This window comes from Burkholderia sp. MS389 (assembly GCF_016899425.1).
GTDB lineage: Bacteria > Pseudomonadota > Gammaproteobacteria > Burkholderiales > Burkholderiaceae > Burkholderia > Burkholderia sola.
Genome location: NZ_CP045995.1, coordinates 1,774,999 through 1,801,194, shown reverse-complemented (window position 1 = coordinate 1,801,194; position 26,196 = coordinate 1,774,999). Strand labels below are relative to the sequence as shown.

Below are 26,196 nucleotides of genomic sequence, written 5' to 3'. Positions count from 1 at the left end.
TCCTGGGTTGAAGAATGGGATGGACGCGAGTGTGGCGGTACGCGGCCGGCGACGGTAGTGCCACCCGGCGCAGATTTGTTATACGCTCGACGAATGACCGAAAAATCCTCTCCCTCTCCCGCTGCTGGCGGGTCTCGGCGCATTCAGGCGGTGCCGGTGGACGGCGCTGGCTATCGTTTCGAGCTGATGGAAACCTTCGTGCGCATAGTCGAGGCCGGCAGCCTGTCGGCGGCCGCCGTGCAGTTGCACACGACGCAGCCGACCATCAGCCGGCGGCTGCAGGCGCTGGAAAATTCGCTCGGCATGCGGCTGCTGCAACGCACGACCCATACGATGCGGCTGACCGTCGACGGCGAGCGGTGCTTCAAGCAGGCGAAGGAGCTGCTGGCGAGCTGGGCGGCGTTCGAGGCCGATTTGCGCGGCGCGCAGGAGGAGCCGGACGGGCTGCTGCGCGTCGCGGTGCCGCACGCGTTCGGCCAGCAGCGTTTCGTTGCGCCGCTCGCGCAGTTCCTGCGCGACTACCCGCGCGTGTCGGTCGAGTGGCTGCTGCAGGACGAGGTGCGCGATTTCGTCGGCAGCGGCATCGATTGCGCGATCCAGGTCGGCGAACCGACCGATCCGGGCGTGGTCGCGATCCGGCTGACGAAGGTGCCGCGCTTCGTGGTCGCCGCGCCGTCCGTGCTGAGCGGCGCCGACGTGCCGGCCGATCCGGACGCGCTCGCCGCGCTGCCGTGGCTCGCGTTGCGCACGTACTACCGCACCGAACTCGCGCTGACGCATGCGACCACCGGCGACACGCGACGCATTCCGATCCGCCCGCGCATCACGACCGCGAACCTGTATGCGTTGCGCAGCGCGGCGCTGCTGGGCGTCGGCGCGTGCGTCGGATCGTCGTGGATGCTGGCCGACGATCTCGCGCGCGGCGATCTCGTGCACCTCGCGCCCGAATGGCAGGCCGCGGCGCTGCCCGTCTACCTGACTTATCCGCATGCGCAGTTCTATCCGTCGCGGCTCGTGCGGTTCGCCGCGATGATGCGGGAGGCGGTGCCGGCGCTCGTCGAAGGGCGCGACGGCTGAAGCGGGCGGCGCGGTGGCGGCGGCTCGCCGTCAGCCGCGCCGGATCCCTTCGGGCAGCGCGCTGATGCGGCGCACTTCGGGCGAATCGAGCCACGCGCGCGACGTCGCGCAGTCGACGAACATGTCGGTCGCGTCCTCGCCCCAGAACAGGTCGCCGTCGAGCGCGAAGGTCGGCACGCCGAACACGTTCTCGGCGATCGCGCGATCCGTGTTCGCGCGCAGCGCGTCCTTGACCGGCTGAGCCTCGACGGCCGTCACGCCTTCCGGAAAGCCGACCGCTTCGCACAGCGCGGCGAAGCCTGCGGGCGTCGACACGTCCTGGCCGTCGCGCCAGATATGCCGGAAGATCCGCCGGATCGCGTCGCGCGAGCTGCCCATCGCGATCGCGAGACGCAGCGGCTTGATCGGGTTGAACGGGTGCGCGGGCGGCATCCGGAACGCAATGCCCAGCTTATCCGCCCGGTATTGCGCATGCCGATAGGTGAACACGCGCTTGGCCGCGATTTCCGCCGGCGCTTTCTGGCCCCAGTGCGCGAGCAGCGTGCCGAGCACGATCGGCCGCGGCTCGAACGCGGCGGCGGGCGGCAACCGGTCGAACTGTTCCTGTTGCAGGTAGGCGAACGGCGAAACGAAATCGAAATACCAGCTGGCGGTGCGCGCGGCGTTCATCGCGGGGGTCTCCTCGGGCGGGTCCGGTGGTCGGTTGCACGCATGGTGCGTCGCCTGAGAACGGCGCGCTGCGCGCATCGGCGGCCAGTGTCGCATGCGGCCGTCTTTCGCGCTGCCGTATCGCGTGCCGCGCGCAACCGGCTCCCTACGACCGGGCGGCGTCGTCCGCCGACGATGCGAGCCGCGCGAGACTGTCGCGCACGGCCGGCGCGTCGTAGCGCGCGCCCGCGCCGCCGAGTGCGACGGTCGCCTTTTGCGCGAGCGGCAGCAGCATCGCGAGCGCCGCCGTCATCGCCGGCGCGGCGGCGAGCCGCGACTTCGGGCCTGATACCGTTAGCGCACCGACGCATTCGCCGGCCGCGCCGAACACGGGCACGGAAGCCGACGCCGTTTCCGGGTCGCGCTCGCCGTACGACGCGGCCCACAGCTGTTCGCGCACGTCGTTCCAGCGGGCGTCCTGCGTGTCGGTGAAGGCCAGCAGCACCTTCCCGGATGCGCCCTGGCCGACCGGAAACTCCTCGCCGACGCGGATCGACACGCGTACCGCCCGCGCGGGCTCGACGCGATACAGCACGGAGCGCACATCGCCCTGGCGCACATAGAACGATGCCGTTTCCCCGAGTTCGCGGCTCAGCGTCTCGAGCAGCGGCTCGACCACCGGGCCGACGCGGAACGAACGCTGGTACAGCGCGGCGAGCCGCTGCGGCTCGTGCCCGATCGCGTACTGGCCGTCGTCGAGTTTGCGCATGAAACCGCCATGTTCGAGCGCGGCGAGCAGACGCAGGATCGTGCTCTTGTACAGCCCGGTGCGGCGCGACAACTCGGCGAGCGACAGCCGGTCGTCGGTCTGGCCGAACGCACGGAGGATCGCGAACGCGCGGTCGAGCACCGCGACGCCGCTGGACGCCTCTTCCGTCGCCGGATCGGCTGCGTCGCCGGCGTGATCTGCTGGATTCCTGGGCACGGCCTGATTCCTTCGAATGATGGTCGGCGGACTATATCGTTCTATCTGACAGAACTCAAGTTCCAGAAAAACGCGATTCCGCGGGTATACCCCGCTTATCGCCCATTCGACACACGCTTAAAGTTCTGTCAAACAGAACTATGTTCTTTCAGATAGAACGATGGGGTATCGAATGAAGGTTTCAGAAAACTCGAAGGTGCTGGTCAGCGAGGTCGGCCCGCGCGACGGGCTGCAGAGCATCAAGACCGTGATGCCGACGGCCGCCAAGCTGCGCTGGATCACCGCGCTGGCCGCGGCCGGCCTGCGCGAGATCGAGGTCGGGTCGTTTGTGCCGGCCACGCTGTTGCCGCAGATGGCCGACGTGCGCGAAGTCGTCGCGCACGCGCTCGCGATTCCCGGGCTGCACGTCGCCGCGCTCGCGCCGAACCTGCGCGGCGCCGAGGGTGCGTTCGACGCGGGCGTGCACAAGCTGACGCTGCCGGTCTCGGTGACGCAAGCGCATTCGCTGGCCAACATCCGCAAGACGCCCGCGCAGATGATCGACGAGGTGCGCGCGATCGTCGCGCTGCGCGGCGCGCGGTTTCCGTCGGTGCAGATCGAGGCCGGCGTGTCGGTGGCGTTCGGTTGCACGATTGCCGGCGCGGTCTCCGACGACGAGACGATCGCGATGGCCGTCGCGATGGCCGAATGCGGCGTCGACGAAATCGGCCTGTCCGACACCAGCGGTTATGCGAATCCCGCGCAGGTGCGCCGGCTGTTCACGCGGCTGCAACGCGAAGTCGGCGACAGGGCCGGCGGCGCGCATTTCCACAACACGCGCGGGCAGGGGCTCGCGAACGTCGTCGCGGCGCTCGACGTGGGCGTGACGACGATCGACGCGAGCCAAGGCGGCCTGGGCGGCTGCCCGTATGCGCCGGGCGCCACCGGCAACATCGTCACCGAGGATCTCGTGTTCCTGCTCGAAGCGATGGGAGTCGACACCGGCGTCGACGTCGACGCGCTGCTCGCCGCGCGCGCGATCCTGCATGCGGCGCTGCCGTCCGACGCGCTGTACGGCCACGTGCCGGACGCCGGGCTGCCGAAGGGCTTTCGCTATGCGGATGGCCGCGTGCCCTCGGCCGCGCAGCCGGAAGGATGCATGGCGGGAGTCGCACGATGAACGATCGGCAACCGGTTGCCGCACTGCCGTACGCAGGCGTGCGCGTGATCGAGATGACGCACATGGTGATGGGCCCGACGTGCGGGATGCTGCTCGCGGATCTCGGCGCGGAAGTGATCAAGATCGAGCCGATCGCGGGCGACAGCACGCGGGCGCTGCGCGGGTCCGGCGCGGGCTTCTTCGGGATGTTCAACCGCAACAAGAAGAGCGTCGCGGTCGACGTGAAGGATCCGCGCGGGCTGGAGATCGTGCGGCGGCTCGTCGCGACGGCGGACGTCTTCAGCGAGAACTTCAAGAGCGGCACGATGGACCGGCTCGGGCTCGGCTACCCGCAGCTGGACGCGCTGAATCCGCGGCTCGTGTACGTGTCGCACAAGGGCTTCCTGCCGGGGCCGTACGAGCATCGCACCGCGCTCGACGAGGTCGTGCAGATGATGGGCGGCCTCGCGTACATGACGGGCCCCGAAGGGCGGCCGCTGCGTGCGGGCGCGAGCGTGAACGACATCATGGGCGGCATGTTCGGCGCGATCGGCGCGATGGCCGCGCTCGCGCAGCGCGAGCGCACGGGCCGCGGCCAGCAGGTGCAGAGTTCGCTGTTCGAGAACAACGTGTTTCTCGTCGCGCAGCACATGATGCAGTTCGCGGTGACGGGGCAGGCCGCATCGCCGATGCCGAGCCGGATTTCCGCGTGGGCCGTCTACGACGTGTTCTCCGTCAAGGATGACGAACAGATTTTTCTCGCGGTCGTGTCGGATACGCAGTGGGCGCTGTTCTGCGATGCGTTCGGCCTCGCCGCGCTGAAGGACGACCCGCGCCTCGCGACCAACAACCTGCGTGTGCAGGCGCGCGAATGGCTGTTGCCGGAACTACGTTCGCGGCTCGCGCCGTACTCGGCCGCGGAGATCGGCGCGATCTTCGAATCGACCGGCCTGCCGTATGCGCCGATCACGAAGCCGCAGGACCTGTTCGACGATCCGCATCTGCTCGCCACGGGCGGCCTCGAAGCCGTGACGCTGCCAGCCGACGCGAGCAGCGCCGGGCGGCCGATCGACACGCGCACCGCGCTGCTGCCGCTGACGCTCGCGGGCGAACGCCTGCGGCTGCGCTCGGCGCCGCCTGCGCTCGGCCAGGACACGTGCGCGCTGCTCGGCGAGCTCGGCTACACGCCGGACGACGCGCGTGCGCTGATCGATGCCGGCGTCGTCGCGGGGCGGTACGGCGCGGACGTCGCCGCGCACGGCGACGGACCGGGCGGTGCGCCGTCGGCGAACGAAGTGGCGAGCGCGTAGCGCAGCCGCGATTCATCGAACGAACAAAGGCGTCCCGGCCGCGCGCCGCGCGGCAGAGGATCGCCGCATCCACGGAGACAACCATGACATCCGCTTCCCCGGCGCTGGCCGCCGATCGCGACACCGACGCGTCGATCGAGCAACGCGCGGTGCGCAAGGCCGCGTGGCGCTTCATCCCGCTGCTCGCGCTCGCGTACTTCTTTAACTATCTGGATCGCACGAGCGTCGGGTTCGCCGCGCTCACGATGAACCGCGATCTCGGGCTGACGGCGACGCAGTTCGGCTGGGGCGCGGGGATCATGTTTGCCGGCTACTGCGTGTTCGAAGTGCCGAGCAATCTCGCGCTGTACCGCTTCGGCGCACGCCGCTGGCTCGCCCGCATCATGATCACGTGGGGGCTGATGGCGGCCGCGACCGCGCTCGCGACCGGGCCGACGAGTTTCTACGCAATCCGGCTGCTGCTCGGCATCGGCGAGGCTGGATTCTTTCCCGGCGTGATCTTCTTCCTCGCCGTGTGGTTTCCGGCGAGCTACCGCACGCGCGTGCTCGCGTGGTTCACCGTGTCGACGCCGCTGTCGTCGCTGATCGGCGGCCCGCTGTCGACGTGGCTGCTGCAGCTCGACGGCACGCTCGGGCTCGCCGGCTGGAAGTGGATGTTCATCGTCGAAGGGCTGCCCGCGTGCGCACTTGGTTTCCTTGTGCTGAAGCTGCTGTCCGATTCGCCGGCGAATGCCGCGTGGCTGTCGGACGACGAACGTGCCGCGCTGCAGCGCGCGTTCGAGCGCGACGGCGCGGCGGCCGGCCGCAAGAAGCGCTTCGGCGTCGCGCTGCGCGACGTGCGCGTGTACGTGCTCGCGCTGATCTCGTTCGGCTTCACGATGGGTTCGTACGGGATCGGCATCTGGTTGCCGCAAATGCTGAAGGCGCACGGGATGTCGACGATGCAGACCGGCTGGCTGTCCGCGGTGCCTTACTTCTTCGCCACGATCGCGCTGCTGTGGTGGGCGAAGCGGGTGGACCGTCGCGGCGGCCCGATCGCGAACCTGGCGATCGGCTTGTTCATCGGCGCGGTGGCGCTCGGCGTGTCGACGCATTTCCTGACGCTCGGGCCGGCGCTCGTCGGCATCACGCTCGCGCTGATCGGCACGATTGCCGGCCGCACGATCTTCTACACGCTGCCGTCGCGCTTCCTGTCCGGCCAGGCCGCGGCCGGCGGGCTGGCGCTGATCAATTCGATCGGCGCGCTCGGCGGCTTCGCGGGCCCCTACCTCGTCGGCTACCTGAAGGACAGCTTCGGCACCTTCACGGCCGGGATGCTCGGCCTCGCGATCGTGCTGGCGATCACGACGCTGCTCACGCTGTCGCTGTATGCATTCGACCGGAGCGAATGACATGACTTTTTCGATCACGCGGCGCCGGTTGATCGGCGCGGCCGCCGCATCGTTCGCGCTGCCTGCGTTTGCCGACACGGCGGCCCATGATGGAGCTTCACGCATGACGCAAAGCAACTACCTCGCGGTTCGTCCCGACTGGCTCGCGTCGGCGCTCGAACCCGCGCTCGAGCCCGACCTGCCGATCATCGATGCGCATCATCACTTCTATGAACGGCCGGGCTGGATCTACCTGCTCGACGACTATCTGCAGGACGCGCGCTCGGGTCACGACATCCAGGCGTCCGTCTACATGCAGGCGCAGACGCGTTATCGCGATTCGGGCCCGGCCGAACTGAAGCCGGTGGGCGAGACGGCCTATGTCGCCGGCGTGACCGAGCCGCTTCAGCACGGCCCGGTGGCCGTCGCGAAGGGCATCGTCGGTCACGCGGACCTGCGGCTTGGCGAACGCGTGCGCGACGTGCTGGAAGCGCATGTCGAAGCCGGGCGCGGACGGTTTCGCGGCGTGCGGCACCTGAGCACGTGGGATGCCGATCCGACGCTCGCCAATCCGCTGTCGGCGGTGCCGCGCGGGCTGCTGCTCGATCCCGCGTACCGGGCCGGCGTCGCGCAGCTCGCGCCGCTCGGGCTGTCGTACGACGCGTGGCTGTTCTTCCCGCAGTTGCCCGAATTGTTCGAACTCGCGAAAGCGAACCCCGACACGCGGATCATCGTCAATCATTGCGGCGGCGTCGTGCGGATCGGCAGCTATGCGGACAAGCGACCGGAGGTGTTCGCGCGCTGGTCGGCGTCGATGCGCACGCTCGCGCAATTGCCGAACGTGTACGTGAAGGTCGGCGGCCTCGGGATGCGCATCAACGGGTTCGATTTCGAGAAAGGCGCGAAGCCGCCGTCGTCGACGCAGCTCGCCGACGCGTGGAAGCCGTGGATGATGACCTGCATCGACGCGTTCGGTCCCGGGCGCTGCATGTTCGAGGGCAATTTCCCGGTCGACAAGGGCTCGTATTCGTTCGTGAACGGCTGGAACGCGTTCAAGCGCCTGACCGCGCAGGCCGGCGCGGACGAGCGCGACGCGCTGTTTCGCGGCACGGTCACGCGCGCGTACCGGCTCGGCTGACGCGCATACGCGGCGTCAACCGGCTTCCACCAGCGCCGCGAGCCGCGCCAGCGCCATCTGCCAGCCGGTCTCGTTGTCGGCGGCCGGCACGCCGGGCGGGACGCCGTCGTGCACCGCGTCCACGCGCGTGCCGCCCGCCTCGTCGGACAGCGTGATCGTGATCGTCATCGCGCCGCGCAGCATCGGGTCGTCGGTTTCGAATACATCGATCTCGACGATCCGCTCGTCGGGCACGAGCGTGACGAAGCGGCCGTGATAGGTGTCGGTGTGCGCGGTCGTCTTGCCGGCGCCGCCCGACGGCGCGTCGTAGCTCAGCGACACGCGCAGCGCGCCGCCTTCGCGCGTGTCGTACGCATGCACGCGGCACGTCATGCCGTCGGGCACTTTCCATTGCTCGACCGCGTGCGGGTCGAGCAGCGCGCGGTAGACCCGCCCGCGCGGCGCGTTCAGGTGCCGGCTGACCCGGGTCGAGTGCGTGTGCGTGTGCAACATGTCGCCTCCCGCGAAGCGTGCGAGACGGTGCACGCCGGCGCCCGACGTGTCGTCATGCTTCCTTCAGGAATCCTAGGCGCGGGCGCGGCGGCATGCAATGACCGCACGCGCAGCGGCGTTCAGCGCAGGGTGGCGGCGAACGCGTCGAGCTGCGTGATGCAGGTGTTCCAGCCCTCGAAAAAGCCGAGCGCTTCGTGGCGCTCGCGCGTCGCGGCGTCGGGATGCATCACGCGCGCCTCGTAGCGGCTGCCCGCGTCGTCGTCGGCCATCGTGACGATCGCCGTGAAGCCCAGCCACGGCGTCTGCGGCCGCCAGCCGCCCGCGAGCATCGACGTGAACGCGATGTGCGATTCCGGCACGATGTCGAGGAAGCAGCCGGGGTTGTCGCTCGTGCCGCCGTCGGGGCCGCGCATGAACGTATGGAAAGCGCCGCCCGGCCGCAGGTCGAATGCGCGCACCTCGGTGGTCCATGGTTTCGGGCACCACCATTCCTTCAGCAGTTCCGGGTCGGTCCAGGCGCGCCACAGCGCGTGGCGTGGTGCGCGCAGCGTGCGCGTGATGACGAGATCGTGGGCTTCAGCGGGGTCGACGTGGCTGGCTGACATCTTGCTCCTCCTGATGACGGCGTTCGACGAATTCGACGAGACGATCGGATCGCGCTTCCCACTGCGCGCGCTGCGCGGCGAGCCATGCCTCGGCCTCGGTCAGCCGGCTGCCGACCAGCGCGCAGGTGCGCGAGCGGCCGGTTTTCCGGGTCTCCACGAGGCCGCTGCGCTCGAGCACGGCGACATGCTTCATGAACGACGGCAGCGCCATGTCGAACGGCGCGGCCAGCGCGGAGACGGTCCGCTCGCCATGGCCGAGCGCGCTGACGATCGCGCAGCGCGTCGGATCGGCGAGCGCATGGAACACGTCGCTGATGTGGAGGGGAAGGTTATCCATTCGGCTAAGTGTAGGCGATGTCGACGCCGGTGCAACGACAATTTTCGTCGCGTACGATGATGGGGCGGTAACGCGCGCCGACCGGGCACGGCGTTGCCGGGCGTCTGTCGCGGGCCGCCGTGGTGCGCGCCTCGACACCCGGCCGGCGTTCGTTCCGATCCCGCCCCATGCCGAACCCGCGCGTGCGGCCCACCTGACTACCTGATTACCGGAGATGGCATGACCGAACCTGTTACCGTCCGTCGCGTCGGCGCGAGCGAAGCGATGGCCTGTGTCGATGCGCTGGCCGACGTGCTGATCGATTGCGTCGAAGGCGGCGCATCCGTCAGCTTCATGCTGCCGATCGAGCGGGCGACCGCCGTCGCGTTCTGGACGCGCGTGGCCGAAGGCGTCGCGAACGACGAGCGCATCCTGCTCGTCGCCGAGGACGGGGCCGGGCGGATCGTCGGCACCGTGCAGGTCGTGACCGCGCAGCCCGAGAACCAGCCGCACCGCGCGGACATCGCGAAGATGCTCGTGTCGCGGCACGCGCGCCGGCAGGGCCTCGCCGCGCGCCTGATGGCCGCGGCCGAAGCGGCCGCGCGCGACGCCGGCAAGACCGTGCTCGTGCTCGACACGGTGACGGGCGGCGACGCCGAACGGCTGTACGAACGGGCCGGCTGGCAGCGCGTCGGCATCGTGCCGAACTACGCGCTGATGCCCGACGGCGCGCTGTGCGCGACGACGTATTTCCACAAGCAGCTCGCGTAACGGCATCCGTCAAACCGCTGCCTCGATGAAACGCTCCTATGTCGCTTTCGCCCTCACGGGCCTGCTGGTCGCGCTGCCGATTGCCGCGTATGCGCTCGTCAAGCCGCTGCGCGTCGTCGCGCCCGCGCTGATTCCCGGCGTGTCGTGCCCGAGCGCCGACATCTGCACGGACGATGCCGCGAAGCTCGACGACGCACGGCAGCTCTATCGCGACGGCTACGCGCGCGCGGCCGCGGCCGTCGGCGCGTTCCGGGCTTCGCCGCGCGTCGTGTTCTGCTCGACGCGCGCGTGCGCCGATGCGTTCGGCCTCGGCTCGCGCGCAGCGCTGGCGCTCGGCGATTTCGGCGTGGCGATCGCACCGCGCGGCTGGCAGACCTACTTTCTCGCGCACGAGCTGATCCATCACCGGCAGGCGGAAGTGCTCGGCAACGTCGCGGTCGTGACGAAGCCGCGCTGGCTGATCGAAGGAATGGCGTATGCGCTCAGCGACGATCCGCGTCATCCGCTCGCGCAACCGTTCGAATCCTGGCGCACGCAGTTCGCCGCGTGGAATGCGGCGCGCGGCGCGCAGCCGCTGTGGGACGCCGCGCGGGTGGTGGAATAGCGGGAATGACGGCAATGACGATCGCGCGCGACCGGCCCCGCCATGCCGCTACGCCGGCACGGTCGGATCGTCCGGCTGCCCCACGAGCGTGCGCCGCCCCGCGTCGAGAATCTCGTCGGCCAGCGCCGGATCGGTGCCGGCAATCGCGCGCGACAGCACGAGCGCGCCGATCATCTGGCTGAAGACGGCGAGCGCGTCGCGGCGCGCGTCTGCCGAGCCTTCGGCGGCCAACGTCCGCTCCAGCCGGTCGAGATAGCCGGCGACGCCGCGCGTGTAGCAGGCGCGCGCCGCGTCGGTCAGCCGCGGCGCATCGCCCGCGAACCCCGACAGCGGGCAGCCGCCTTCGACGTTGTCGCGATGCGCGGTCGACAGGTAGGCTGTCACTTGCTTCGCGACGCTGCCGGCACTCGGCGAATCCGCGCGGTCCTGCATGGCTTTCTCCATCACCGCGGCGACCAGCGCATTTTTCGATTTGAAATGGTTGTAGAAGCCGCCCTGCGTGAAGCCGGCTTCCTTCATCAGTTCCGTCAGCCCGACGGCCTCGACGCCGCGCACGCGAAACAGCCGCTCGGCGGCCGCGACGATCGCGTTGCGGTTTTCCGCGGCCTGTTGTCTCGAGACGCCCATCGATCCCTCCCTCTTTCCCGCAATTGCGTCGATTGAAAAACACAATGGTGATCACCATTGACGTGCCGACCTCGCACTGGCACCATGCTGCGCAAAGACGATGGTGATCGACATTGAGATTCAAGTGTAGCCGACTTCGCGGACGAAGCGAAGCAACCCGGCGCAGCATGGATCGAAGTCGGTCGGCGTCCAGGGTGCGGCGAGGCGCGGGCGGCGGGACGGCCCGGCTGGCGGCACCGGCGGTGCAACGGTTCGGTACGCGATGGCAGCGTGGTTTTTCACCGGATTCCGGGCGTGTGGCGAACCGGCGCGCACGGGATTCAATCTCCGAAAGGAAGGGTCATGAAGATCGAAGGTGCAGTCGTTTTCATCACGGGCGCGAACCGCGGGCTTGGCCTCGAGTTCGCGAAGCAGGCGCTCGAGCGGGGTGCGCGCAAGGTCTACGCGGGCGCACGCGATCCGGCCAGCGTGACGCTGCCGGGCGTCGTGCCCGTGAAGCTCGACGTGACCGATCCGGCGGCGGTCGCGGCGGCCGCCGAGGCGGCGCGGGACGTCACGCTGCTGATCAACAACGCCGGCATCGCGCGGCTCGGCAGCCTGACCGACGACGGCGCGGTCGATGCATTGCGCGCACACCTGGAGACCAACGTGTTCGGGATGCTGGCGATGTCGCGCGCATTCGCGGGAACGCTCGCGGCCCACGGCGGCGGCGCGATCCTGAACATCCTGTCGGTCGCGAGCTGGACGAACCGGCCGATCCTGTCGGCCTACGGCGTATCGAAATCGGCCGCATGGGCGCTGACCAACGGGCTGCGCCATTCGCTGCGCGAGCAGCGCACGCGGGTGATCGGGCTGCATGCCGGCTTCATCGATACCGACCTGACGGCCGGCCTCGACGTGCCGAAAGCGACGCCGGCCGACGTCGTGCGCCAGGCGTACGACGCCATCGAGGCAGGGGCGGAGGAAGTGTCGACCGACGAGTTCACGCGGCAGGTGAAGGCCACGCTGTCGTCGGGCGTCTATCTGGACGAACCGGCGCCGCGTTGACGCCGCCGGCAGGGCGAACCCGCCGCCGCGCCGTGCGCGCGGCGGCGGATCGACCCGTCAGACCGTCGTGTCGATGATGCCCGGGATCTTCACGTCCGGGTTCACGTCCGCGTCATAGTCGACGCCGGCGATCTCGAAGCCGAACAGGCGCAGGAACTCGGTCTTGTAGCCCGCGAAGTCGGTCATCTCGTACAGGTTCTCGTTCGTCACCTTGTCCCACATCGCGACGACCTTCGCCTGCACCTGCGGATCGAGCTCCTTGTAGTCCGCGCGCAGGCGGCCTTCTGCGTCGACGTGCGGCGTCGCGCCGTACAGGCTGTCCTTCAGGAGCCCGTACACCTGCTCGATGCAGCCTTCGTGCGTGCCCGTTTCCTTCATCACCTTGAACAGCAGCGACAGGTACAGCGGCATCATCGGGATCGCCGAGCTGGCCTGCGTGACGACGGCCTTCAGCACCGACACGCGCGCATCGCCGCCGTGCGCGGCCAGCTTGTCGCGGATCGACAGCACCTTCTTGTCGAGATCCTTCTTCGCTTCGCCGATCGAGCCGTTCCAGTAGATGTCGTGCGTGATCTGCTCGCCGAGGTACGTGAACGCGGTGGTCTTCGCGCCGTCGGCCAGCACGCCGGCGTCGGCCAGCGCGTCGATCCACATCTGCCAGTCCTCGCCGCCCATCACCGCGACGGTGCCGTCGATCTCTTCCTGCGTCGCCGGCTCGAGCGACACTTCGCGGATCACTTCCTTGTCGGTGTCGAGCCCGCGGAACGTGACGGCCTTGCCGACCGGCTTGAGCGTCGAGCTGATGGTTTCGCCCGTCTTCGGGTGCGTGCGGCGCGGCGCGGCGAGGCTGTAGACGACCAGGTCGACCTTGCCGAGATCCTGCTTGATGGTGTCGATCGTGACCTGCTTGACCTTGTCGGAGAATGCGTCGCCGTTGATGCTGCGCGCATACAGCCCCTTTTCGGCGGCGAATTTCTCGAACGCGGCGCTGTTGTACCAGCCGGCCGTGCCGGGCTTCGTTTCGCTGCCGGCGCGCTCGAAGAACACGCCGAGCGTGTCCGCGCCCGAGCCGAATGCGGCCGAGATCCGGGCGGCGAGGCCGTAGCCGGTCGACGCGCCGATCACGAGCACCTTTTTCGGGCCGTTGGCGATCGGGCCGTGCGAAGTCACGTAATCGATCTGTTCCTTGACGTTGGCTTCGCAGCCGACCGGATGAGTCGTCACGCAAATGAAGCCACGCACGCGCGGTTTGATGATCATGGGAGAACCTCTAGTCAGAAAGGCGGGGACGGCCTGAAATCGGAAAAATCCCGCGCATTGTAAAGGAAGCGGCCGATCGCGGGCGGGCACGGACGGCAGGCGTCGGATCGCCCGGTTATTTCTCTCTTGACAGAAATAACTGAAAAAACTAAATTCCCCACCATGGAACTCACGCCGATTGCCGAACGATTCATTCTCCACTGGGGCGAAATGGGCTCGCGGTGGGGCGTCAACCGTACTGTGTCGCAGATTCACGCGCTGCTCTACCTGGCCGGACGGCCGGTTGCGGCCGACGAGATCGCCGAGACGCTCAACGTCGCACGCTCCAACGTCAGCACGAGCCTGAAGGAGCTGCAGGCGTGGCGGCTCGCGAAGGTCGTGCACGTGCTGGGCGATCGCCGCGACCACTTCGAGACGTCGACCGACATCTGGGAGTTGTTCAAGCTGATCGTCGAAGGGCGACGGCAGCGCGAGATCGAGCCGACGCTCACGGTGCTGCGCGATTGCCTGACGAATCCGGACATCGCGAACGAGAGCCGCGAGACCGAGCAGCGCATTCGCGACACGCTGCAGTTCGTCGAGACGCTCACGACCTGGTCCGACGAAATGCTGCGGCTCAAGCCCGATACGCTGATGAAGGCGCTCGGCATCGGCGCGAAGATCAGCCAGACGGTCAGGCGCAAGCCGTCGAAGTAAGCGGTAACGGCGGAGCGGGCACGCAGCCCGCTTTTTTCGGGGTTGATATTTCTGTCTGTACAGAAATAACTGTAAATATAGGATGAGCATGAACGCAGTCTTGCCGTCTACCTCCCCGCCCGATCGCACCGGCGCACGCGGCATGACCGTGCTCGTCTGCGGCGCGAACGGCTTCATCGGGCAGGCGCTGTGCGCGCGGCTCGAAGCCGGCGGGCATCGCGTGTTGCGCGGCGTGCGCCGCGCGGCCGGCCCGCACGACGTCGCGATCGACTTCGCGCAGGACGTCGATCCGCAAGCGTGGCTCGCACGGCTGAAGGGCGTCGACGTGGTGATCAACGCGGTCGGCATGCTGGCCGATCGACGCGGCGCGACGCTCGATGCCGTGCATCGCGCCGCGCCGTGCGCGCTCTTTACCGCGTGCTGCCTGGCCGGCGTGCGGCGCGTGATCCAGATCTCGGCGCTCGGCGTCGAACGCGGCGATACGCGGTACTTCGCGAGCAAGCGTGCAGCCGACCGTTTCCTTCAGACGCTGCCGATCGACTTCCGCATCGTGCGCCCCGCGCTCGTCTACGGGGCGGCCGGCGCGTCCGCGCGGTTTTTCCGGATGCTCGCGAGCCTGCCCGTGCACATGTTGCCGGCGGGCGGCCATCAACGGCTGCGCCCGGTGCATGTCGACGATCTCGCCGAAGTCGTGGCGCGGCTCGTCGTACAGCCGGGCGATTCGCGGGCGGCCGACAGCCGGGTGATCGACGTGGTCGGCAGCGACGAAGTCGAATACCGCGAGATGCTGGCCGGCTACCGCGCCGCGCTCGGATTTCCGCCGGCGGCCCGCGTGACGCTGCCGGGCCCGCTGGTCGGCGCGGCGGCCGCACTGCTCGGCACGCTGCCGGGGGCGATGCTGACGCGCGACACGTGGGCGATGCTGCGCGGCGGCAACACCGGCGACCCGACGGCCGTCACGGCTGTGCTGGGCCGGCCGCCGCGCGGCCTCGGCAGCTTCATCGGCGCGGAAGCCGGCGCATTGCGCCGCGACGCGCTCGCGATGTGGCGGCGCCCGGTGCTGGTGGGCGCGCTCGCGATCGTGTGGATCTGGACGGCGATCGCGAGCGCGTTCATCCATCCGCTGCACGCGAGCCTCGCGCTGCTGGCGCCTGCGCACCTGACGGGCCTGCCCGCGCTGATTGCGCTTTACGCGGCCAGCGCGCTGGATTTCGCGTTCGGCATCGCGACCGTCGTCGCGCCGTCGCGGCGCCTGTGGGCCGCGCAGGCGGCGCTGATCGTCGCGTACTCGGCGGTCATCGCGGTCACGATGCCGGGCCTGCTGGCCGAACCGTTCGGCCCCGTGCTCAAGAACGTGCCGATCCTCGCCATCCTGTTGATCCTCTATTCAGAAGAAGAACACGCATGAACACCTATCTCGTCATCAAGGCGCTTCATATCCTGTCTTCGGTGCTGCTGGTCGGCACGGGGTTCGGCACCGCGTTCTACCTGTTCTTCGCGAACCGCACGCGGTCGGTGCCCGCGATCGCGGCCGTGTCGCGGCTCGTCGTGCGCGCGGACTGGTGGTTCACGACGCCGGCCGTGATCTTCCAGCCGGCGTCCGGGCTGTGGCTCGCGCACACGGCCGGCTGGCCGTGGCATACGCCGTGGCTGCTCGCGTCGATCGTGCTGTATGCGGTCGCCGGTGTGTGCTGGCTGCCGGTCGTGTGGCTGCAGCTCGAACTTGCATCGATGGCGAAGCTCGCGCACGCGAACGGCGATGCCGCGTTGCCCGAGCGCTACTGGCGCTATGCGAAGCGCTGGGAACTGCTCGGCTATCCGGCGTTCTTCGCGATGCTGACCGTGTATTTCCTGATGGTGGTCAAGCCGATGTAAGTCTGCCGCCGTCGCGCGGGAGCGGCGGTGTACGCGGGACAGCAGTCAATCGATCGATTCATGATGCTTGAAATAACAAGCAGGAGTGCGAAGCATGGGATCAAGTGAAATGGTTCTCCACTTCGATGGGCGATGTCCGCTCACCCCGCGCCGCATCGTCGTGCGCTGGATGTACGCAGCCGCGATCGCGCACCTGCTGGTCGGCGCAGCCATTCCGTGGATCGCCGGCGCATCTTGGCTCGACGCGTATCACCGCGACGTCGAGTGGCATTTCTGGACGGGAGCCGCGCCCGAAGCCGCGCGCGCTCAGCAGGTCTGGTGGATGTCGCTGCTCGGCGCGACGGTGCAGTGCGCGTCGGTCTGGATGCTCGCGCTCGTCCATCTCGGCAACCGGCTGCGGAAACGGGAAGTGTGGGGCTGGCTGCTGGCCGGCCTGTCGATCTGGGCGCCGCAGGACATGCTGTTGTCGTGGCAGGCGCAGGTGTGGAGTCACGTGGCGATCGACGTTGCCGCACTCGTCGCGATGGCGCCGCCGCTCGTCTGGCTTTGGAGGAGGGATACCGCATGAACACGTTGCCTGCTTTCGACTGGGCGCTCAACCTGCTGATCGTGCAGGGCGCGATGGGCGCATTCGACACGCTTTATCACCACGAACTCACGCAGGACCTGCCGCACAGCCCGCGCGCGCGGCTCGAGCTGGCGATTCATGCGGTGCGATCCGTGCTGTACGGCCTCGTGTTCGCGTCGATCGCGAACGTCGCGTTTCACGGCGCGTGGGTCGCGGCGCTCGCGACGGCCGTGCTCGTCGAAGTGGTGCTGACGTTGTGGGATTTCGTCGTCGAGGACCAGAGCCGCAAGCTGCCGGCGACCGAGCGCGTGCTGCATACGCTGCTGGCCGTCAACGGCGGCGCGCTGTTCGGAATGGTCGCGATGCAGCTCGCCGTGTGGGCGCACGAACCGACCGCGCTGCACGCGATCGACGTCGGCTGGCGTGGCTGGTTGCTCAGCCTGTTCGCCGTCGGCGTGACGCTGTCGGGCGTACGCGACGGGATCGCAGCATACCGCATCGCGCCACGCGCGCCGGCCGCCAACCCGTTCGCCCGGCAGCGGCCGGGCAACGTACTCGTTACTGGCGGGACCGGCTTCATCGGCGAAACGCTCGTGAACCAGTTGCTCGATGCCGGGCATACGGTCACGTTGCTGGCACGCGATCCGTTGCGCGCGGCTTACCTGTTTCAAGGCCGCGTGCGCAGCGCGACGTCCGTCGACCAGTTGCAGCCGCACGAGCGCTTCGACACGGTGATCAATCTCGCCGGCGCGCCGGTGCTGGGCGCACGCTGGAGCAAGCGCCGGCGGGCGCTGCTGCTCGCCAGCCGCGTCGGCGTCACGCAGGCGCTGATGCGCTGGGTGGAAACCGCCGAGGTCAAGCCGCGCACGTGGATCCAGGCGTCCGCGATCGGCTACTACGGCGTGCGGCCGGGCGACGAACGGCTCGACGAGGGCAGCAGTACCGGCGCCGGCTTCATGTCCGAGCTGTGCCGGCAGTGGGAGGCGGCCGTGCAACCGCTCGAGCGCCACGGCGTGCGCGCGGTGGTGCTGCGGCTGGGCATCGTGTTCGGCCCGGGCGGCGCGTTGCGCCCGATGCTGCTGCCGCATTACGTCGGGCTGGGCGGCCGATTCGGCGACGGCGCGCAGGTGATGAGCTGGATTCACCGCGACGACGTGCTGCGGATCGTCGCGCGAGCGATGTCCAATGCGGTGATGCATGGCGTCTACAACGCGGTCGCACCGGTGCCGCTGACCCAGCGCGCGTTCGTGCAGGTCGTGACGAAGGTGCTGCGCCGTCCGGCGTTCCTGCACGTGCCGGCCGCACCGCTGCGCGCTGCGATGGGCGAGATGGCCGAGCTGCTGCTGGACGGGCAGCGCGTGGTGCCGGCACGGCTGCATCAGGACGGATTCATGTTCCGGTTCCCGACGGCCGAGCACGCGCTGCGCGACCTGACGAACCGGCCGCACACCGATTTCGCGCCCGCGGTCTGCCGTTTCCCGCGAGGTCGTGTATAAATTCGGCGTGAACGCGTTCGGCGTGTGCCGTGCGCGCCGAACGCTCCGCACCCGACCTCATAAGGAGACTGCATGCTGCACGTCCTCGGCAAGATTCCGTCCATCAACGTCCGCAAGGTGCTGTGGTTGTGCACCGAACTGAACCTGCCGTTCGAACAGGAAGACTGGGGCGCGGGCTTCCGCACGACCCACGATCCGGCCTATCTCGCGCTGAATCCGAACGCGCTCGTGCCCGTCATCAAGGATGACGATTTCGTGCTGTGGGAATCGAACACGATCATCCGCTACCTCGCGAACCGCTACGGCGGCGATGCGCTGTATCCGGCCGAGCCGCAGGCGCGTGCGCGCGTCGACCAGTGGATCGACTGGCAGGGCTCGGACCTGAACCGCTCGTGGGTCGGCGCATTCCTCGGCCTCGTGCGCAAGTCGCCCGACCATCAGGATCCGGACGCTATCGCACGGTCGATCGCGGGCTGGACGACGCACATGCGCGTGCTGAACGCGCAGCTCGACAAGACCGGCGCGTACGTGGCCGGCAACACGTTCACGCTCGCGGATATCCCGATCGGTTTGTCGGTGAACCGCTGGTTCGGCACGCCGTTCGAGCATCCGGACCTGCCGGCGGTGTCGCGCTACATCGAACGCCTCGCGACGCGCGAAGGGTTCAAGCAGTACGGCGGCAGCGCGAATCCGTAATGCAGCGCGGATAGCGCGTGAAGCGGCGGCGTCGTCACGGCCGCCGCCGTAGCGCGTGCGACGGGCAAGCGCCCGTCGTCACGCACCGGGGGCCGGCACCGCGTCGAGCACGCGCGCGAGAAACGCCTCGTGATTCCACGCGGCTTCCGGCCGCGACAGCCCGAGCCGCACGATCACCAGCTCGCGGCTCGGCACCACGCTCACGAACTGACCTTCATGGCCGACCGCATGAAACGCGTCGACCGGCATCGCGCGCGCATGCGGATCGCGATCGTTGAACGGCTCCGGCACCTTCACCCACAGCTGCGCGCCGAATTCCTGCCGCGTCGACTGCGGCGTCGCGCGCGTCAGGTAATGCACCCAGCCTTCCGGCAGCAGCCGCTGCCCGTTCCACACGCCGTCCTGCAGCAGAAGCTGACCGAAGCGCGCCCAGTCGCGTGCGCTCGCATACAGGTACGACGCGCTGACGAGCGTGCCGGACGCATCGGGCTCGAACACCGCGCTGCGCATCCCGAGCGGCGCGAACAGCGCGCGGCGCGGAAACGCGAGGTAGTCGGCGTCGCTGCCGCCCAGCGCTTCGCGCATCACGCGCGCGACGATCGCGCTCGTGCCGCTCGAGTACGACCACTGTGCGCCGGGCGTCGCGGCAAGCGGCTTCGCCGACGCGAACTGCGCGGTATCGGGCTGCGTGAACAGCATCACCGCGACGTCGGACAGCGGGTCGTCGTAGTCCTCGTTGAATTGCAGGCCGCTCGTCATCCGCAGCAGCGCGTCGAGCGTGATGGCCGCGCGCGGATCGCCGCTGCCGCGCCATTCGGGCAGCAGCGCCGACGCGTCCGGCGACAGCTTGTGCCGCGCGACCAGCGTGCCGACCAGCGCGGCGGTCACGGTTTTCGTCATCGACCAGCCGGGCAGCGGCGTGTCGGCCGTGAAGCCGCGCGCATAGCGTTCGGCGATCACCTGGCCGCGCCACATCACGACGACCGCGCGCGTGCGCCGCGGCCGCGCCGGATCGGGTTCGTCGAACGCGCGGTCGAGCGCGGTCTGCAGCTTGCGTGCGTCGATGCCGGCGGGCGGCGTGGCCGGTGCGGGTGGGTCGGGCGGCGCGACCGGCGGATCGGGGAGGGGCGGCAACGCGGCCGGCAAGGTGGCCGCCGCCGCACCGGTCGGGGCCCCGAGTGCGAGCGTGCAGCCGAGCCCGGGTCGGAAGTCGGCTTCGCGTTCGGCGAAGCCGGCGAAGGTCGCCATCGCGCGATGATGGTCGGGATCGAGCGACGGGCGTACCAGTTTCAGCAGCGGATGGACGCCGGCCATGATGTCGACGTCGATCACGGACGCGGCCGGGCGGCCCGACACGAACACGCCCGAGCACAGCGCCTTGGCCGCATAGCCGGTCGCGATCGGCGCGAGCCGGGACAGCATGTAGCCGGTGTAGCCGATAGCGGCCACGAGGGCGAGCGCGACACCGCGCAGAATCAGCTTCTTGAGGGGGATCGTCATGCGCGAGCGTCCTCGGTGGCGTGCCGGCCGGCAACGATCCGGCAGTGTCGCAGGTTCGGGCGATGCGTTGCAATCGCGGCCGCGTGACGCGTGACGACGATCGCATGCGGTCGCGTTGTCGCCTGCTCGACGATTCGGCGCGCGTCGCGCGTCGCGCGAGTTGATATCGGGCCGGCCGTCGGCCGATAATCGTCCGGCATTGTTGTCCCAGTCCCACTGTCCAATCGAGATCGGAAAACGCCATGTCCTACGACAACAACAACCCGTTCGCCAAAATCCTGCGCGGCGAACTGCCGTGCGTGAAGGTCGCCGAAGACGACGCGACGCTCGCGATCATGGATCTGATGCCGCAGGCCGACGGTCACGTGCTCGTGATCCCGAAGGAGCCGGCCGCGCAGATCTTCGAGCTGTCCGGCGACGCGGCCGCGGCCGGCATCCGCATGGCGCAGCGCGTCGCGGCGGCGGTGCGCGCGGCGCTCGAGCCGGACGGCGTGTTCATCGGCCAGTTCAACGGCGCGGCAGCCGGCCAGACGGTCCCGCATGTGCATTTCCACGTGATTCCGCGCTGGGAAGGCGCGGAGCTGCGGATGCACGCGCGGGACATCGCCGACGCCGCGACGCTCGAAGCGCTCGCGCAGCGCATTCGTGCCCGCTTCGTGTAACAACCCGTCCGCACCCGGCGCGGCGGCCGTCCACCGGCCGGCCGCTGCGCCGCCAGAGCCTGTTTCAGCGGTCACACCAGGTAACACGTGTAACCGCCCGGGAAACTCGGCCGGCCGGGCCCGGCGCTAGACTCCGCGCATTGTTTCATCGAGCGACAGGAGGGGCGGATCGCCTCTTCGTGCCGGCCGTCGCGTGGTGCGGCGACACGCGGCGGCGCGGTCTTCGCGAGATGCCGTTCGTCTTTCGCGCCGGGAACCGAGCCATGTCCAGACTTCTCATCACGCTTGCCCTGATCGGCGGCCTGTCCGGCTGCTATGTCGCGCCGCCGTACGGCTACGCGCCCGCGCCGGCCTACTACGGCTATGCCCCCGCGTATTACGCGCCGCCCGTCACCGTCGGCATCGGCGGCCACTTCCACATCCGCTGATCCGTCGCAGCACGCCGGCCGCGGCCATACCGGCCCGGTCGGCTGCCGTTGGCCGGACGATGCCCGCGCGTTCGCGCGCCGCATCACGGTGCTGCACGGCGCGCGGGCTGCGCGGTTCCTATACTTCACAGGAATGCGTATCCCCGCGAGGCCGTCATGACAGCCACCCCCAAGGTCATCGTTCTGTCGAGCCTGTCCACGCTCGTCTATCTCGGGCTCGCCGTGCTCGGCATCGGCGGGTTCGCTGCATTCTTCTCGCATCCCCAGCTGACCGTCGTCGCGCTCGCGACGCTCGCGATGGCCGTCACCGCGCTGTTCACCGAAGGCAACCTGAGCAGCGGCGAGCGCGAGCGTCGCGACAACCGCTGGGTGCTCGCGGCGTTCGCGGTGAGCGGCTTCCTGCTCGCGTACCTGCCCGCGCTGACCGACCGGCTCGACGTCTGGACGTTCGGCGGCGACACGGTGCGCTGGATCGGCGTCGCGCTGTACCTCGCGGGCGGCGTGCTGCGGATGTGGCCCGTGTTCGTGCTCGGCAAGCGCTTCAGCGGGCTCGTCGCGATCCAGCCGGGCCATACGCTCGTGACCGGCGGCATCTACAGCCGCATCCGCAATCCCAGCTATCTGGGCCTGGTCGTCAATTCGTTCGGCTGGGCGCTGGCGTTCCGCTCCGGCGTCGGCGTGCTGCTGGTCGTGCTGACGCTCGTGCCGCTCGTCGCGCGGATCCGCTCGGAGGAGGCATTGCTACGCTCGCAATTCGGCGCCGAGTACGACGCGTACTGCGCGCGGACGTGGCGGTTGCTGCCCGGCGTGTACTGACCCTCGTCGTTTCCCCCTGACCTTCGTTCGGCGGCCCGCGCGCGGCATGTGCAGATGTGTTGCCACGTGTGTCTCGAATGTGCGGCCGCTTGCATCACCGGCCTGTCGCGATGCGGGGCCAGAACCGTGCCGAAGCCAATGCCGGCAAGGGTTTCAGCCGGATTCGGCGGGTGCGTTTATCGTCTGTTATTCGTAAACAACTTGTTACCACAATGTCCACGGCAGGAATGCGGGACCGGTGCTATTCTTCGCCGCAAGCTCGTTGAAATGAATTGGTCCGCGGTTCGGCACAATGCCTGCCCCGACGTCGATCGATTCAGATCGTCGTACCGAGCGGACCTCGATAACCAGAATTGCGAACAAGGAAGAATACGGGAATGTGGAAGAAAATCGCCCCCGCTCTCGTCGTCGCCGCGTTGACCGGCGCGACTGCACTGCCGGCAATGGCCGGTGACTTGAACAACGCGCTCGGCGGCGCGCTCGGCGGGGTTGCCGGCGCAGCGGTCGGCGGCGCGGTCGGCGGCAGCACGGGCTCCGTCATCGGCGGCGCGATCGGCGGCGGCGCCGGCGGCGCGGTGACGTCGAACCGTCGTGAGCGCACCGGCGCGATCATCGGCGGCGCCCTCGGCGGCGGCGCGGGTACCGCGGCAGGCAACGCGATGGGCGGCCGCACGGGCGGCCTGCTGGGCGCGGCCGTCGGCGGCGGCGCCGGCGCGGCACTCGGCGGCAACATGTCGCGCAGCTCGTACGATCGCGATCACGGCGACCGCGGCTACCATCGCCGCAAGCATCGCCACCACCGCGACTGGGACTGATCGCCGCTGGCGCGGTCCGGTGCGCGACCCGCGCACCGGCGCGCCGACGGCGTCGGCATCCCGACGCGAGCCTCAGCCCGGCGCGCTGCCGGGCCGCTTCGCCGGCCACGCCGGCGATTCTCCTCCGGCTTCATCAGCCGCTGCCATGTGCCCGATCGACGGGCCGGCAATTCTCCTTCCGCTGTTTTCTCCGCTTCTCGACGACACCCGTTGCCGCGTCCGAATGTGCGCGGGCAGGGTCGGCCGAATGCCGTCCACTTTTCCTTCGACACGTCGGCTCGTTCTGACCTGACCGTATCTCGCGGCCCTGCCGCAGCGGTCCGCTGCCGCGCACGTTTCGACTGCCTTCGATCCGCGTAACGGGATGCATCGAGACCGGCGCTTTGCACGCTGCGTTGTCGTGCACGGACCCATCGCGCGAGCGTTCGCAACCGTCAGGATTTCCCCGATAGCCGGCGCGCCCCGCAACGCTTCCCCACCGCACATCGCGGGCGCCGGTGGGTAGTGCGAAATCGAATGCATGTCATCGCAACATTTAATTGGTCGATCGAGATCGACTTCGCTATCGTCGGCGATGCTCGCGTACCGAGTCGAACCGTGCCGCCATCCGCGCCTCGCTGCATGATCGCGAGGGCCGCGGCCTGACCGCCGGCCCGACCATCCGGGCCGCCGCGTCCGCTCGACGGACGGACCCGATGCGAAGCCTGGCCGACCGACCGAAGGCGCATGCGCTTTCAAGCCACCCCGGCAACGACGTCCCGCCGTCGTCTGCGCGTTTCACGCGCAGGCGAACCGCCCGACGCCGTTTGCGCCCGGGGCCGGACCAACCCATTGCCTGGATGCACTATGTCTAAGACAACGTATTACGCGCCGCATGGCGGCCACCCGCCGCAGACGGATCTGCTGACCGATCGCGCGATGTTCACCGAGGCGTACGCGGTGATCCCGAAGGGAGTGATGCGCGACATCGTCACGAGCTGGCTGCCGTTCTGGACCCACACGCGCCTGTGGGTGATCGCGCGCCCGCTGTCGGGTTTCGCGGAAACCTTCTCGCAGTACATCGTCGAAGTGAATCCGGGCGGCGGCAGCGACAAGCCCGAGCAGGACAAGCACGCCGAAGCCGTGCTGTTCGTCGTCGAAGGCGAAGCGGAGCTGACGCTGCAGGGCAAGCAGCACACGCTGAAACCGGGTGGTTACGCATTCATTCCGCCGGGCGCGGACTGGACGCTGCACAACGTCAGCGATGCCGCGGTGCGTTTTCACTGGATCCGCAAGCACTATCAAGTGGTCGACGGCATTCCGCTGCCGGACGCGTTCGTGACGAACGAGCAGGACGTCGAGCCGATTCCGATGCCGGGCACCAACGGCGCATGGGTGACGACGCGCTTCGTCGACATGAGCGACATGCGTCACGACATGCACGTGAACATCGTGACGTTCGAGCCGGGCGGCGTGATTCCGTTCGCCGAAACGCACGTGATGGAGCACGGCCTGTACGTGCTGGAAGGCAAGGCCGTTTATCGGCTGAACCAGGACTGGGTCGAGGTGGAAGCCGGCGACTTCATGTGGCTGCGCGCGTTCTGCCCGCAGGCATGCTATTCGGGCGGGCCTGGGCGGTTCCGTTATCTGCTGTACAAGGATGTGAACCGTCACATGAATCTGACGCTGAACCCGGCGCGCTGAAGGCACGGCGCAGGTCGGATATGAAAGCCCGTCGGTGTTTGCCGGCGGGTTTTTTTTCGCGTTCAGCGTAGGGTCAGACAGTCAGCGGATAGGCTGTCCGACAACCCGAGCCCACACCGCCCGAAGGCGTCGCGCGCGGTCTTCGAAGAGATATGACGCCGCAAGCGCCAAGAGACCTGAAATCGCACCCGTCACGATGTGCTCGACATAGGGGATGCGGTAATGACTCGTGTGCGAGTAGGCGTCGCCCAACGTCGTCAGGACGCCAACGATCAGCGCATTGCCGTATCGATGCGCGTAGAGTTTCGAGACGGGCGTGAAAGTCAGAAGTATCGCCAGGAGCCCGGTCAGCAGACCCGTATGAAAGGCGATAGTCCAGTGGGTAACGCTCATGACGTTTCCCCAGCTCCCGGGCATGCAGGTCATGCACGCGCTGGTCGGCTGCCAGAAGCGCTGGATAAACAGTCGGACGCGGTGCTTCCACTCGGTTGACATGATGCGTTTCCATCAATGCCGTCGTCACGGCCGTTGCCACTATACGTAGATGGGTCGGCGGTGCGCCGTAGAGGCCGGGTAATCACCTCGATATCGGGGAATACTACTCCACGATCGGACGGCCGCGGTTTCAAACGAGCCCGGAGTTCAGCGCTTGCGTCTATCTGTGCGGCACCGTCCGTCCGGTGGTCTTCGCCGCTTCCCCGCAGACATTCGCGATGGGCTGTTTTCATGGTCGATGCGTATCGCTACAGCCCGAGCGCAGCCGCCGCAAGCATCGCAACCTGCAGCCGCGTATCGGCCGGCTGCTCGTCCTCCATCAACCACACCGCCGACAGCCCGGCCCACGCGAGTATCCACTTCAACAACCGTCCCCGTTCGAGCCGCGCCGCATCGGCCACGACCACGACACGCCGCTCGAAACGCACCGGATCGACCGCGATCTCATGCGCAGGATTGCAGAACAGATTCGCGTAATCGAACGCGCGCTCGCCGCGCAACCCTTTCGGGTCGATCGCGCGCCAGCCGCGATCGCCGAAATGAAGCATGTTGTCATGGTGAATGTCGCCATGCAGCACGACTTCGTCGACCGACGGCCCCGCCAGCAACTGACGAGCGACCGCCGCCGAACGGCGCAGCGCGTCATTGTCGGCATCGCTCGACAGCAACGCATAGAACCAGTCATGCAGCGGCACGACCTGCGGCACCTGCGGCGCACGATGCGCGTGCAACCGAGCGACGACGTCGCACGCGATGCGCATCGTGTCGTCATCGTGGCCCGCGGCCGACAACACGGCGAGCGTCGGCGTCGGCTGCGCGCGTTCGAGCAGGATCGCGTCGCCGTCGTGCTGCCACACTTGCGCAGCGCCTTGCCCGTTCCACCACGCCATTAGCGCATTTCCACGCCGCTCTTCGTCGCAAGTGGCGACTTTCAGCATCGCGGGCCGCGCATGCCAGACGACCGGCAGCAGGCCGCCGCTTGCGGTCAGGATCGGGCCGCCGTCGGGGACGAGGCTCCACAGGTCGAGGTATCGATCGAACATCCGACGATGGTACAAGCGAACCGGCTCGCGCGCCC

Annotated in this window: 28 protein-coding genes and 1 pseudogene; 19 read left to right on the top strand and 10 right to left on the bottom strand. The window is 68.6% G+C overall.

Going from position 1 to position 26,196, the window contains the following annotated elements:
* The first annotated feature begins 93 nt into the window (after nucleotides 1-93).
* Nucleotides 94-1,077, top strand: coding sequence for a LysR family transcriptional regulator (locus tag GJG85_RS24410; protein ID WP_080334160.1), 984 nt, complete (start codon nucleotides 94-96; stop codon nucleotides 1,075-1,077).
* Between the two features lie 30 nt (nucleotides 1,078-1,107).
* Here the strand turns inward: GJG85_RS24410 and GJG85_RS24405 are convergent, their stop codons facing one another.
* Nucleotides 1,108-1,746 (bottom strand): 2-hydroxychromene-2-carboxylate isomerase, encoded by a 639-nt coding sequence (locus tag GJG85_RS24405; RefSeq protein ID WP_204383930.1) that lies wholly within the window; start codon nucleotides 1,744-1,746, stop codon nucleotides 1,108-1,110.
* A 145-nt stretch (nucleotides 1,747-1,891) separates the two neighbouring features.
* The gene (locus GJG85_RS24400) at nucleotides 1,892-2,710 is read right to left on the bottom strand and encodes an IclR family transcriptional regulator (protein ID WP_050012180.1); all 819 of its coding nucleotides are present in this window, start codon (nucleotides 2,708-2,710) and stop codon (nucleotides 1,892-1,894) included.
* 172 nt (nucleotides 2,711-2,882) lie between these two features.
* Between GJG85_RS24400 and GJG85_RS24395 the strand changes: the two genes are divergently transcribed.
* The 4 genes from GJG85_RS24395 to GJG85_RS24380 all read left to right on the top strand — a co-directional run bounded on the left by GJG85_RS24395 (nucleotide 2,883) and on the right by GJG85_RS24380 (nucleotide 7,666).
* Nucleotides 2,883-3,869 (top strand): hydroxymethylglutaryl-CoA lyase, encoded by a 987-nt coding sequence (locus tag GJG85_RS24395; protein ID WP_204383929.1) that lies wholly within the window; start codon nucleotides 2,883-2,885, stop codon nucleotides 3,867-3,869.
* Nucleotides 3,866-5,158, top strand: a complete 1,293-nt coding sequence (locus GJG85_RS24390; protein ID WP_089489864.1) for a CaiB/BaiF CoA-transferase family protein — start codon at nucleotides 3,866-3,868, stop codon at nucleotides 5,156-5,158. Before GJG85_RS24395 ends, GJG85_RS24390 begins: the two co-directional genes overlap by 4 nt.
* An 83-nt stretch (nucleotides 5,159-5,241) precedes the next feature.
* Nucleotides 5,242-6,549, top strand: coding sequence for an MFS transporter (locus GJG85_RS24385; protein ID WP_050012177.1), 1,308 nt, complete (start codon nucleotides 5,242-5,244; stop codon nucleotides 6,547-6,549).
* A 1-nt stretch (nucleotide 6,550) separates the two neighbouring features.
* A complete protein-coding gene (locus tag GJG85_RS24380; RefSeq protein WP_089489863.1) occupies nucleotides 6,551-7,666 on the top strand; it encodes an amidohydrolase family protein in 1,116 nt (371 codons plus the stop codon).
* A 15-nt stretch (nucleotides 7,667-7,681) separates the two neighbouring features.
* On the opposite strand, the gene GJG85_RS24375 is transcribed toward GJG85_RS24380, so the two are convergent.
* The 3 genes from GJG85_RS24375 to GJG85_RS24365 form a co-directional block, all read right to left on the bottom strand.
* Nucleotides 7,682-8,158 carry an SRPBCC family protein gene (locus tag GJG85_RS24375; protein WP_050012440.1) on the bottom strand — a complete coding sequence of 159 codons (477 nt, stop codon included), beginning with the start codon at nucleotides 8,156-8,158 and terminating at the stop codon, nucleotides 7,682-7,684.
* A gap of 119 nt (nucleotides 8,159-8,277) precedes the next feature.
* A complete protein-coding gene (locus GJG85_RS24370; RefSeq protein ID WP_124555264.1) occupies nucleotides 8,278-8,763 on the bottom strand; it encodes an SRPBCC family protein in 486 nt (161 codons plus the stop codon).
* Complete coding sequence (locus GJG85_RS24365) at nucleotides 8,735-9,100, bottom strand: metalloregulator ArsR/SmtB family transcription factor (protein WP_124555265.1); 366 nt, start codon at nucleotides 9,098-9,100, stop codon at nucleotides 8,735-8,737. Before GJG85_RS24365 ends, GJG85_RS24370 begins: the two co-directional genes overlap by 29 nt.
* 219 nt (nucleotides 9,101-9,319) lie before the next feature.
* Between GJG85_RS24365 and GJG85_RS24360 the strand changes: the two genes are divergently transcribed.
* Together GJG85_RS24360 and GJG85_RS24355 are read left to right on the top strand one after the other, a co-directional pair.
* On the top strand, nucleotides 9,320-9,850 hold the full coding sequence (locus GJG85_RS24360; RefSeq protein ID WP_204383928.1) for a GNAT family N-acetyltransferase: 531 nt from the start codon (nucleotides 9,320-9,322) through the stop codon (nucleotides 9,848-9,850).
* 25 nt (nucleotides 9,851-9,875) lie between these two features.
* Nucleotides 9,876-10,454, top strand: a complete 579-nt coding sequence (locus tag GJG85_RS24355) for a hypothetical protein (protein WP_050012172.1) — start codon at nucleotides 9,876-9,878, stop codon at nucleotides 10,452-10,454.
* 48 nt (nucleotides 10,455-10,502) lie between these two features.
* Here the strand turns inward: GJG85_RS24355 and GJG85_RS24350 are convergent, their stop codons facing one another.
* On the bottom strand, nucleotides 10,503-11,081 hold the full coding sequence (locus GJG85_RS24350) for a TetR family transcriptional regulator (protein ID WP_050012171.1): 579 nt from the start codon (nucleotides 11,079-11,081) through the stop codon (nucleotides 10,503-10,505).
* Between the two features lie 342 nt (nucleotides 11,082-11,423).
* On the opposite strand from GJG85_RS24350, the gene GJG85_RS24345 reads away from it, so the two are divergent.
* Nucleotides 11,424-12,128, top strand: a complete 705-nt coding sequence (locus GJG85_RS24345) for an SDR family oxidoreductase (RefSeq protein ID WP_050012170.1) — start codon at nucleotides 11,424-11,426, stop codon at nucleotides 12,126-12,128.
* A gap of 57 nt (nucleotides 12,129-12,185) precedes the next feature.
* On the opposite strand, the gene fabV is transcribed toward GJG85_RS24345, so the two are convergent.
* Entirely contained in the window at nucleotides 12,186-13,388 is a 1,203-nt protein-coding gene (gene fabV / locus GJG85_RS24340) for an enoyl-ACP reductase FabV (RefSeq protein WP_089437238.1), read from the bottom strand.
* Between the two features lie 162 nt (nucleotides 13,389-13,550).
* On the opposite strand from fabV, the gene GJG85_RS24335 reads away from it, so the two are divergent.
* The 6 genes and pseudogenes from GJG85_RS24335 to GJG85_RS24310 all read left to right on the top strand — a co-directional run bounded on the left by GJG85_RS24335 (nucleotide 13,551) and on the right by GJG85_RS24310 (nucleotide 18,719).
* Complete coding sequence (locus GJG85_RS24335; RefSeq protein ID WP_050012168.1) at nucleotides 13,551-14,084, top strand: MarR family transcriptional regulator; 534 nt, start codon at nucleotides 13,551-13,553, stop codon at nucleotides 14,082-14,084.
* Between the two features lie 88 nt (nucleotides 14,085-14,172).
* Nucleotides 14,173-15,492 carry an SDR family oxidoreductase gene (locus GJG85_RS24330; protein ID WP_050012167.1) on the top strand — a complete coding sequence of 440 codons (1,320 nt, stop codon included), beginning with the start codon at nucleotides 14,173-14,175 and terminating at the stop codon, nucleotides 15,490-15,492.
* A complete protein-coding gene (locus GJG85_RS24325; RefSeq protein WP_089489857.1) occupies nucleotides 15,489-15,959 on the top strand; it encodes a DUF2269 domain-containing protein in 471 nt (156 codons plus the stop codon). Before GJG85_RS24330 ends, GJG85_RS24325 begins: the two co-directional genes overlap by 4 nt.
* 145 nt (nucleotides 15,960-16,104) lie before the next feature.
* A pseudogene (locus GJG85_RS24320) lies at nucleotides 16,105-16,527 on the top strand (DUF393 domain-containing protein); the annotation flags it as partial.
* A complete protein-coding gene (locus GJG85_RS24315) occupies nucleotides 16,524-18,023 on the top strand; it encodes a TIGR01777 family oxidoreductase (protein ID WP_204383927.1) in 1,500 nt (499 codons plus the stop codon). The pseudogene GJG85_RS24320 and the gene GJG85_RS24315, both read left to right, overlap by 4 nt.
* Before the next feature lie 72 nt (nucleotides 18,024-18,095).
* Nucleotides 18,096-18,719 (top strand): glutathione S-transferase, encoded by a 624-nt coding sequence (locus GJG85_RS24310; protein ID WP_050012163.1) that lies wholly within the window; start codon nucleotides 18,096-18,098, stop codon nucleotides 18,717-18,719.
* Between the two features lie 78 nt (nucleotides 18,720-18,797).
* Here GJG85_RS24310 and GJG85_RS24305 read toward each other — a convergent pair whose 3' ends face one another.
* Nucleotides 18,798-20,219, bottom strand: a complete 1,422-nt coding sequence (locus GJG85_RS24305; protein WP_204383926.1) for a serine hydrolase — start codon at nucleotides 20,217-20,219, stop codon at nucleotides 18,798-18,800.
* Nucleotides 20,220-20,461: 242 nt separating this feature from the next.
* Here GJG85_RS24305 and GJG85_RS24300 point away from each other — a divergent pair, with 242 nt between their 5' ends.
* From GJG85_RS24300 to GJG85_RS24280, 5 genes are all read left to right on the top strand, one after another.
* Nucleotides 20,462-20,881, top strand: a complete 420-nt coding sequence (locus GJG85_RS24300; RefSeq protein WP_050012161.1) for an HIT domain-containing protein — start codon at nucleotides 20,462-20,464, stop codon at nucleotides 20,879-20,881.
* Between the two features lie 263 nt (nucleotides 20,882-21,144).
* The gene (locus GJG85_RS24295; protein ID WP_162838116.1) at nucleotides 21,145-21,309 is read left to right on the top strand and encodes a hypothetical protein; all 165 of its coding nucleotides are present in this window, start codon (nucleotides 21,145-21,147) and stop codon (nucleotides 21,307-21,309) included.
* Nucleotides 21,310-21,465: 156 nt separating this feature from the next.
* Nucleotides 21,466-22,125 (top strand): isoprenylcysteine carboxylmethyltransferase family protein, encoded by a 660-nt coding sequence (locus tag GJG85_RS24290; RefSeq protein WP_124594348.1) that lies wholly within the window; start codon nucleotides 21,466-21,468, stop codon nucleotides 22,123-22,125.
* 377 nt (nucleotides 22,126-22,502) lie between these two features.
* The gene (locus GJG85_RS24285) at nucleotides 22,503-22,940 is read left to right on the top strand and encodes a hypothetical protein (protein WP_050012159.1); all 438 of its coding nucleotides are present in this window, start codon (nucleotides 22,503-22,505) and stop codon (nucleotides 22,938-22,940) included.
* An 846-nt stretch (nucleotides 22,941-23,786) separates the two neighbouring features.
* A complete protein-coding gene (locus GJG85_RS24280) occupies nucleotides 23,787-24,623 on the top strand; it encodes a bifunctional allantoicase/(S)-ureidoglycine aminohydrolase (protein ID WP_050012158.1) in 837 nt (278 codons plus the stop codon).
* Nucleotides 24,624-24,704: 81 nt separating this feature from the next.
* On the opposite strand, the gene GJG85_RS24275 is transcribed toward GJG85_RS24280, so the two are convergent.
* Together GJG85_RS24275 and GJG85_RS24270 are read right to left on the bottom strand one after the other, a co-directional pair.
* Nucleotides 24,705-25,118, bottom strand: a complete 414-nt coding sequence (locus GJG85_RS24275; RefSeq protein WP_050012157.1) for a hypothetical protein — start codon at nucleotides 25,116-25,118, stop codon at nucleotides 24,705-24,707.
* A gap of 248 nt (nucleotides 25,119-25,366) precedes the next feature.
* Nucleotides 25,367-26,161, bottom strand: coding sequence for an aminoglycoside phosphotransferase family protein (locus tag GJG85_RS24270; RefSeq protein WP_050012156.1), 795 nt, complete (start codon nucleotides 26,159-26,161; stop codon nucleotides 25,367-25,369).
* Between the last annotated feature and the right edge of the window lie 35 nt (nucleotides 26,162-26,196).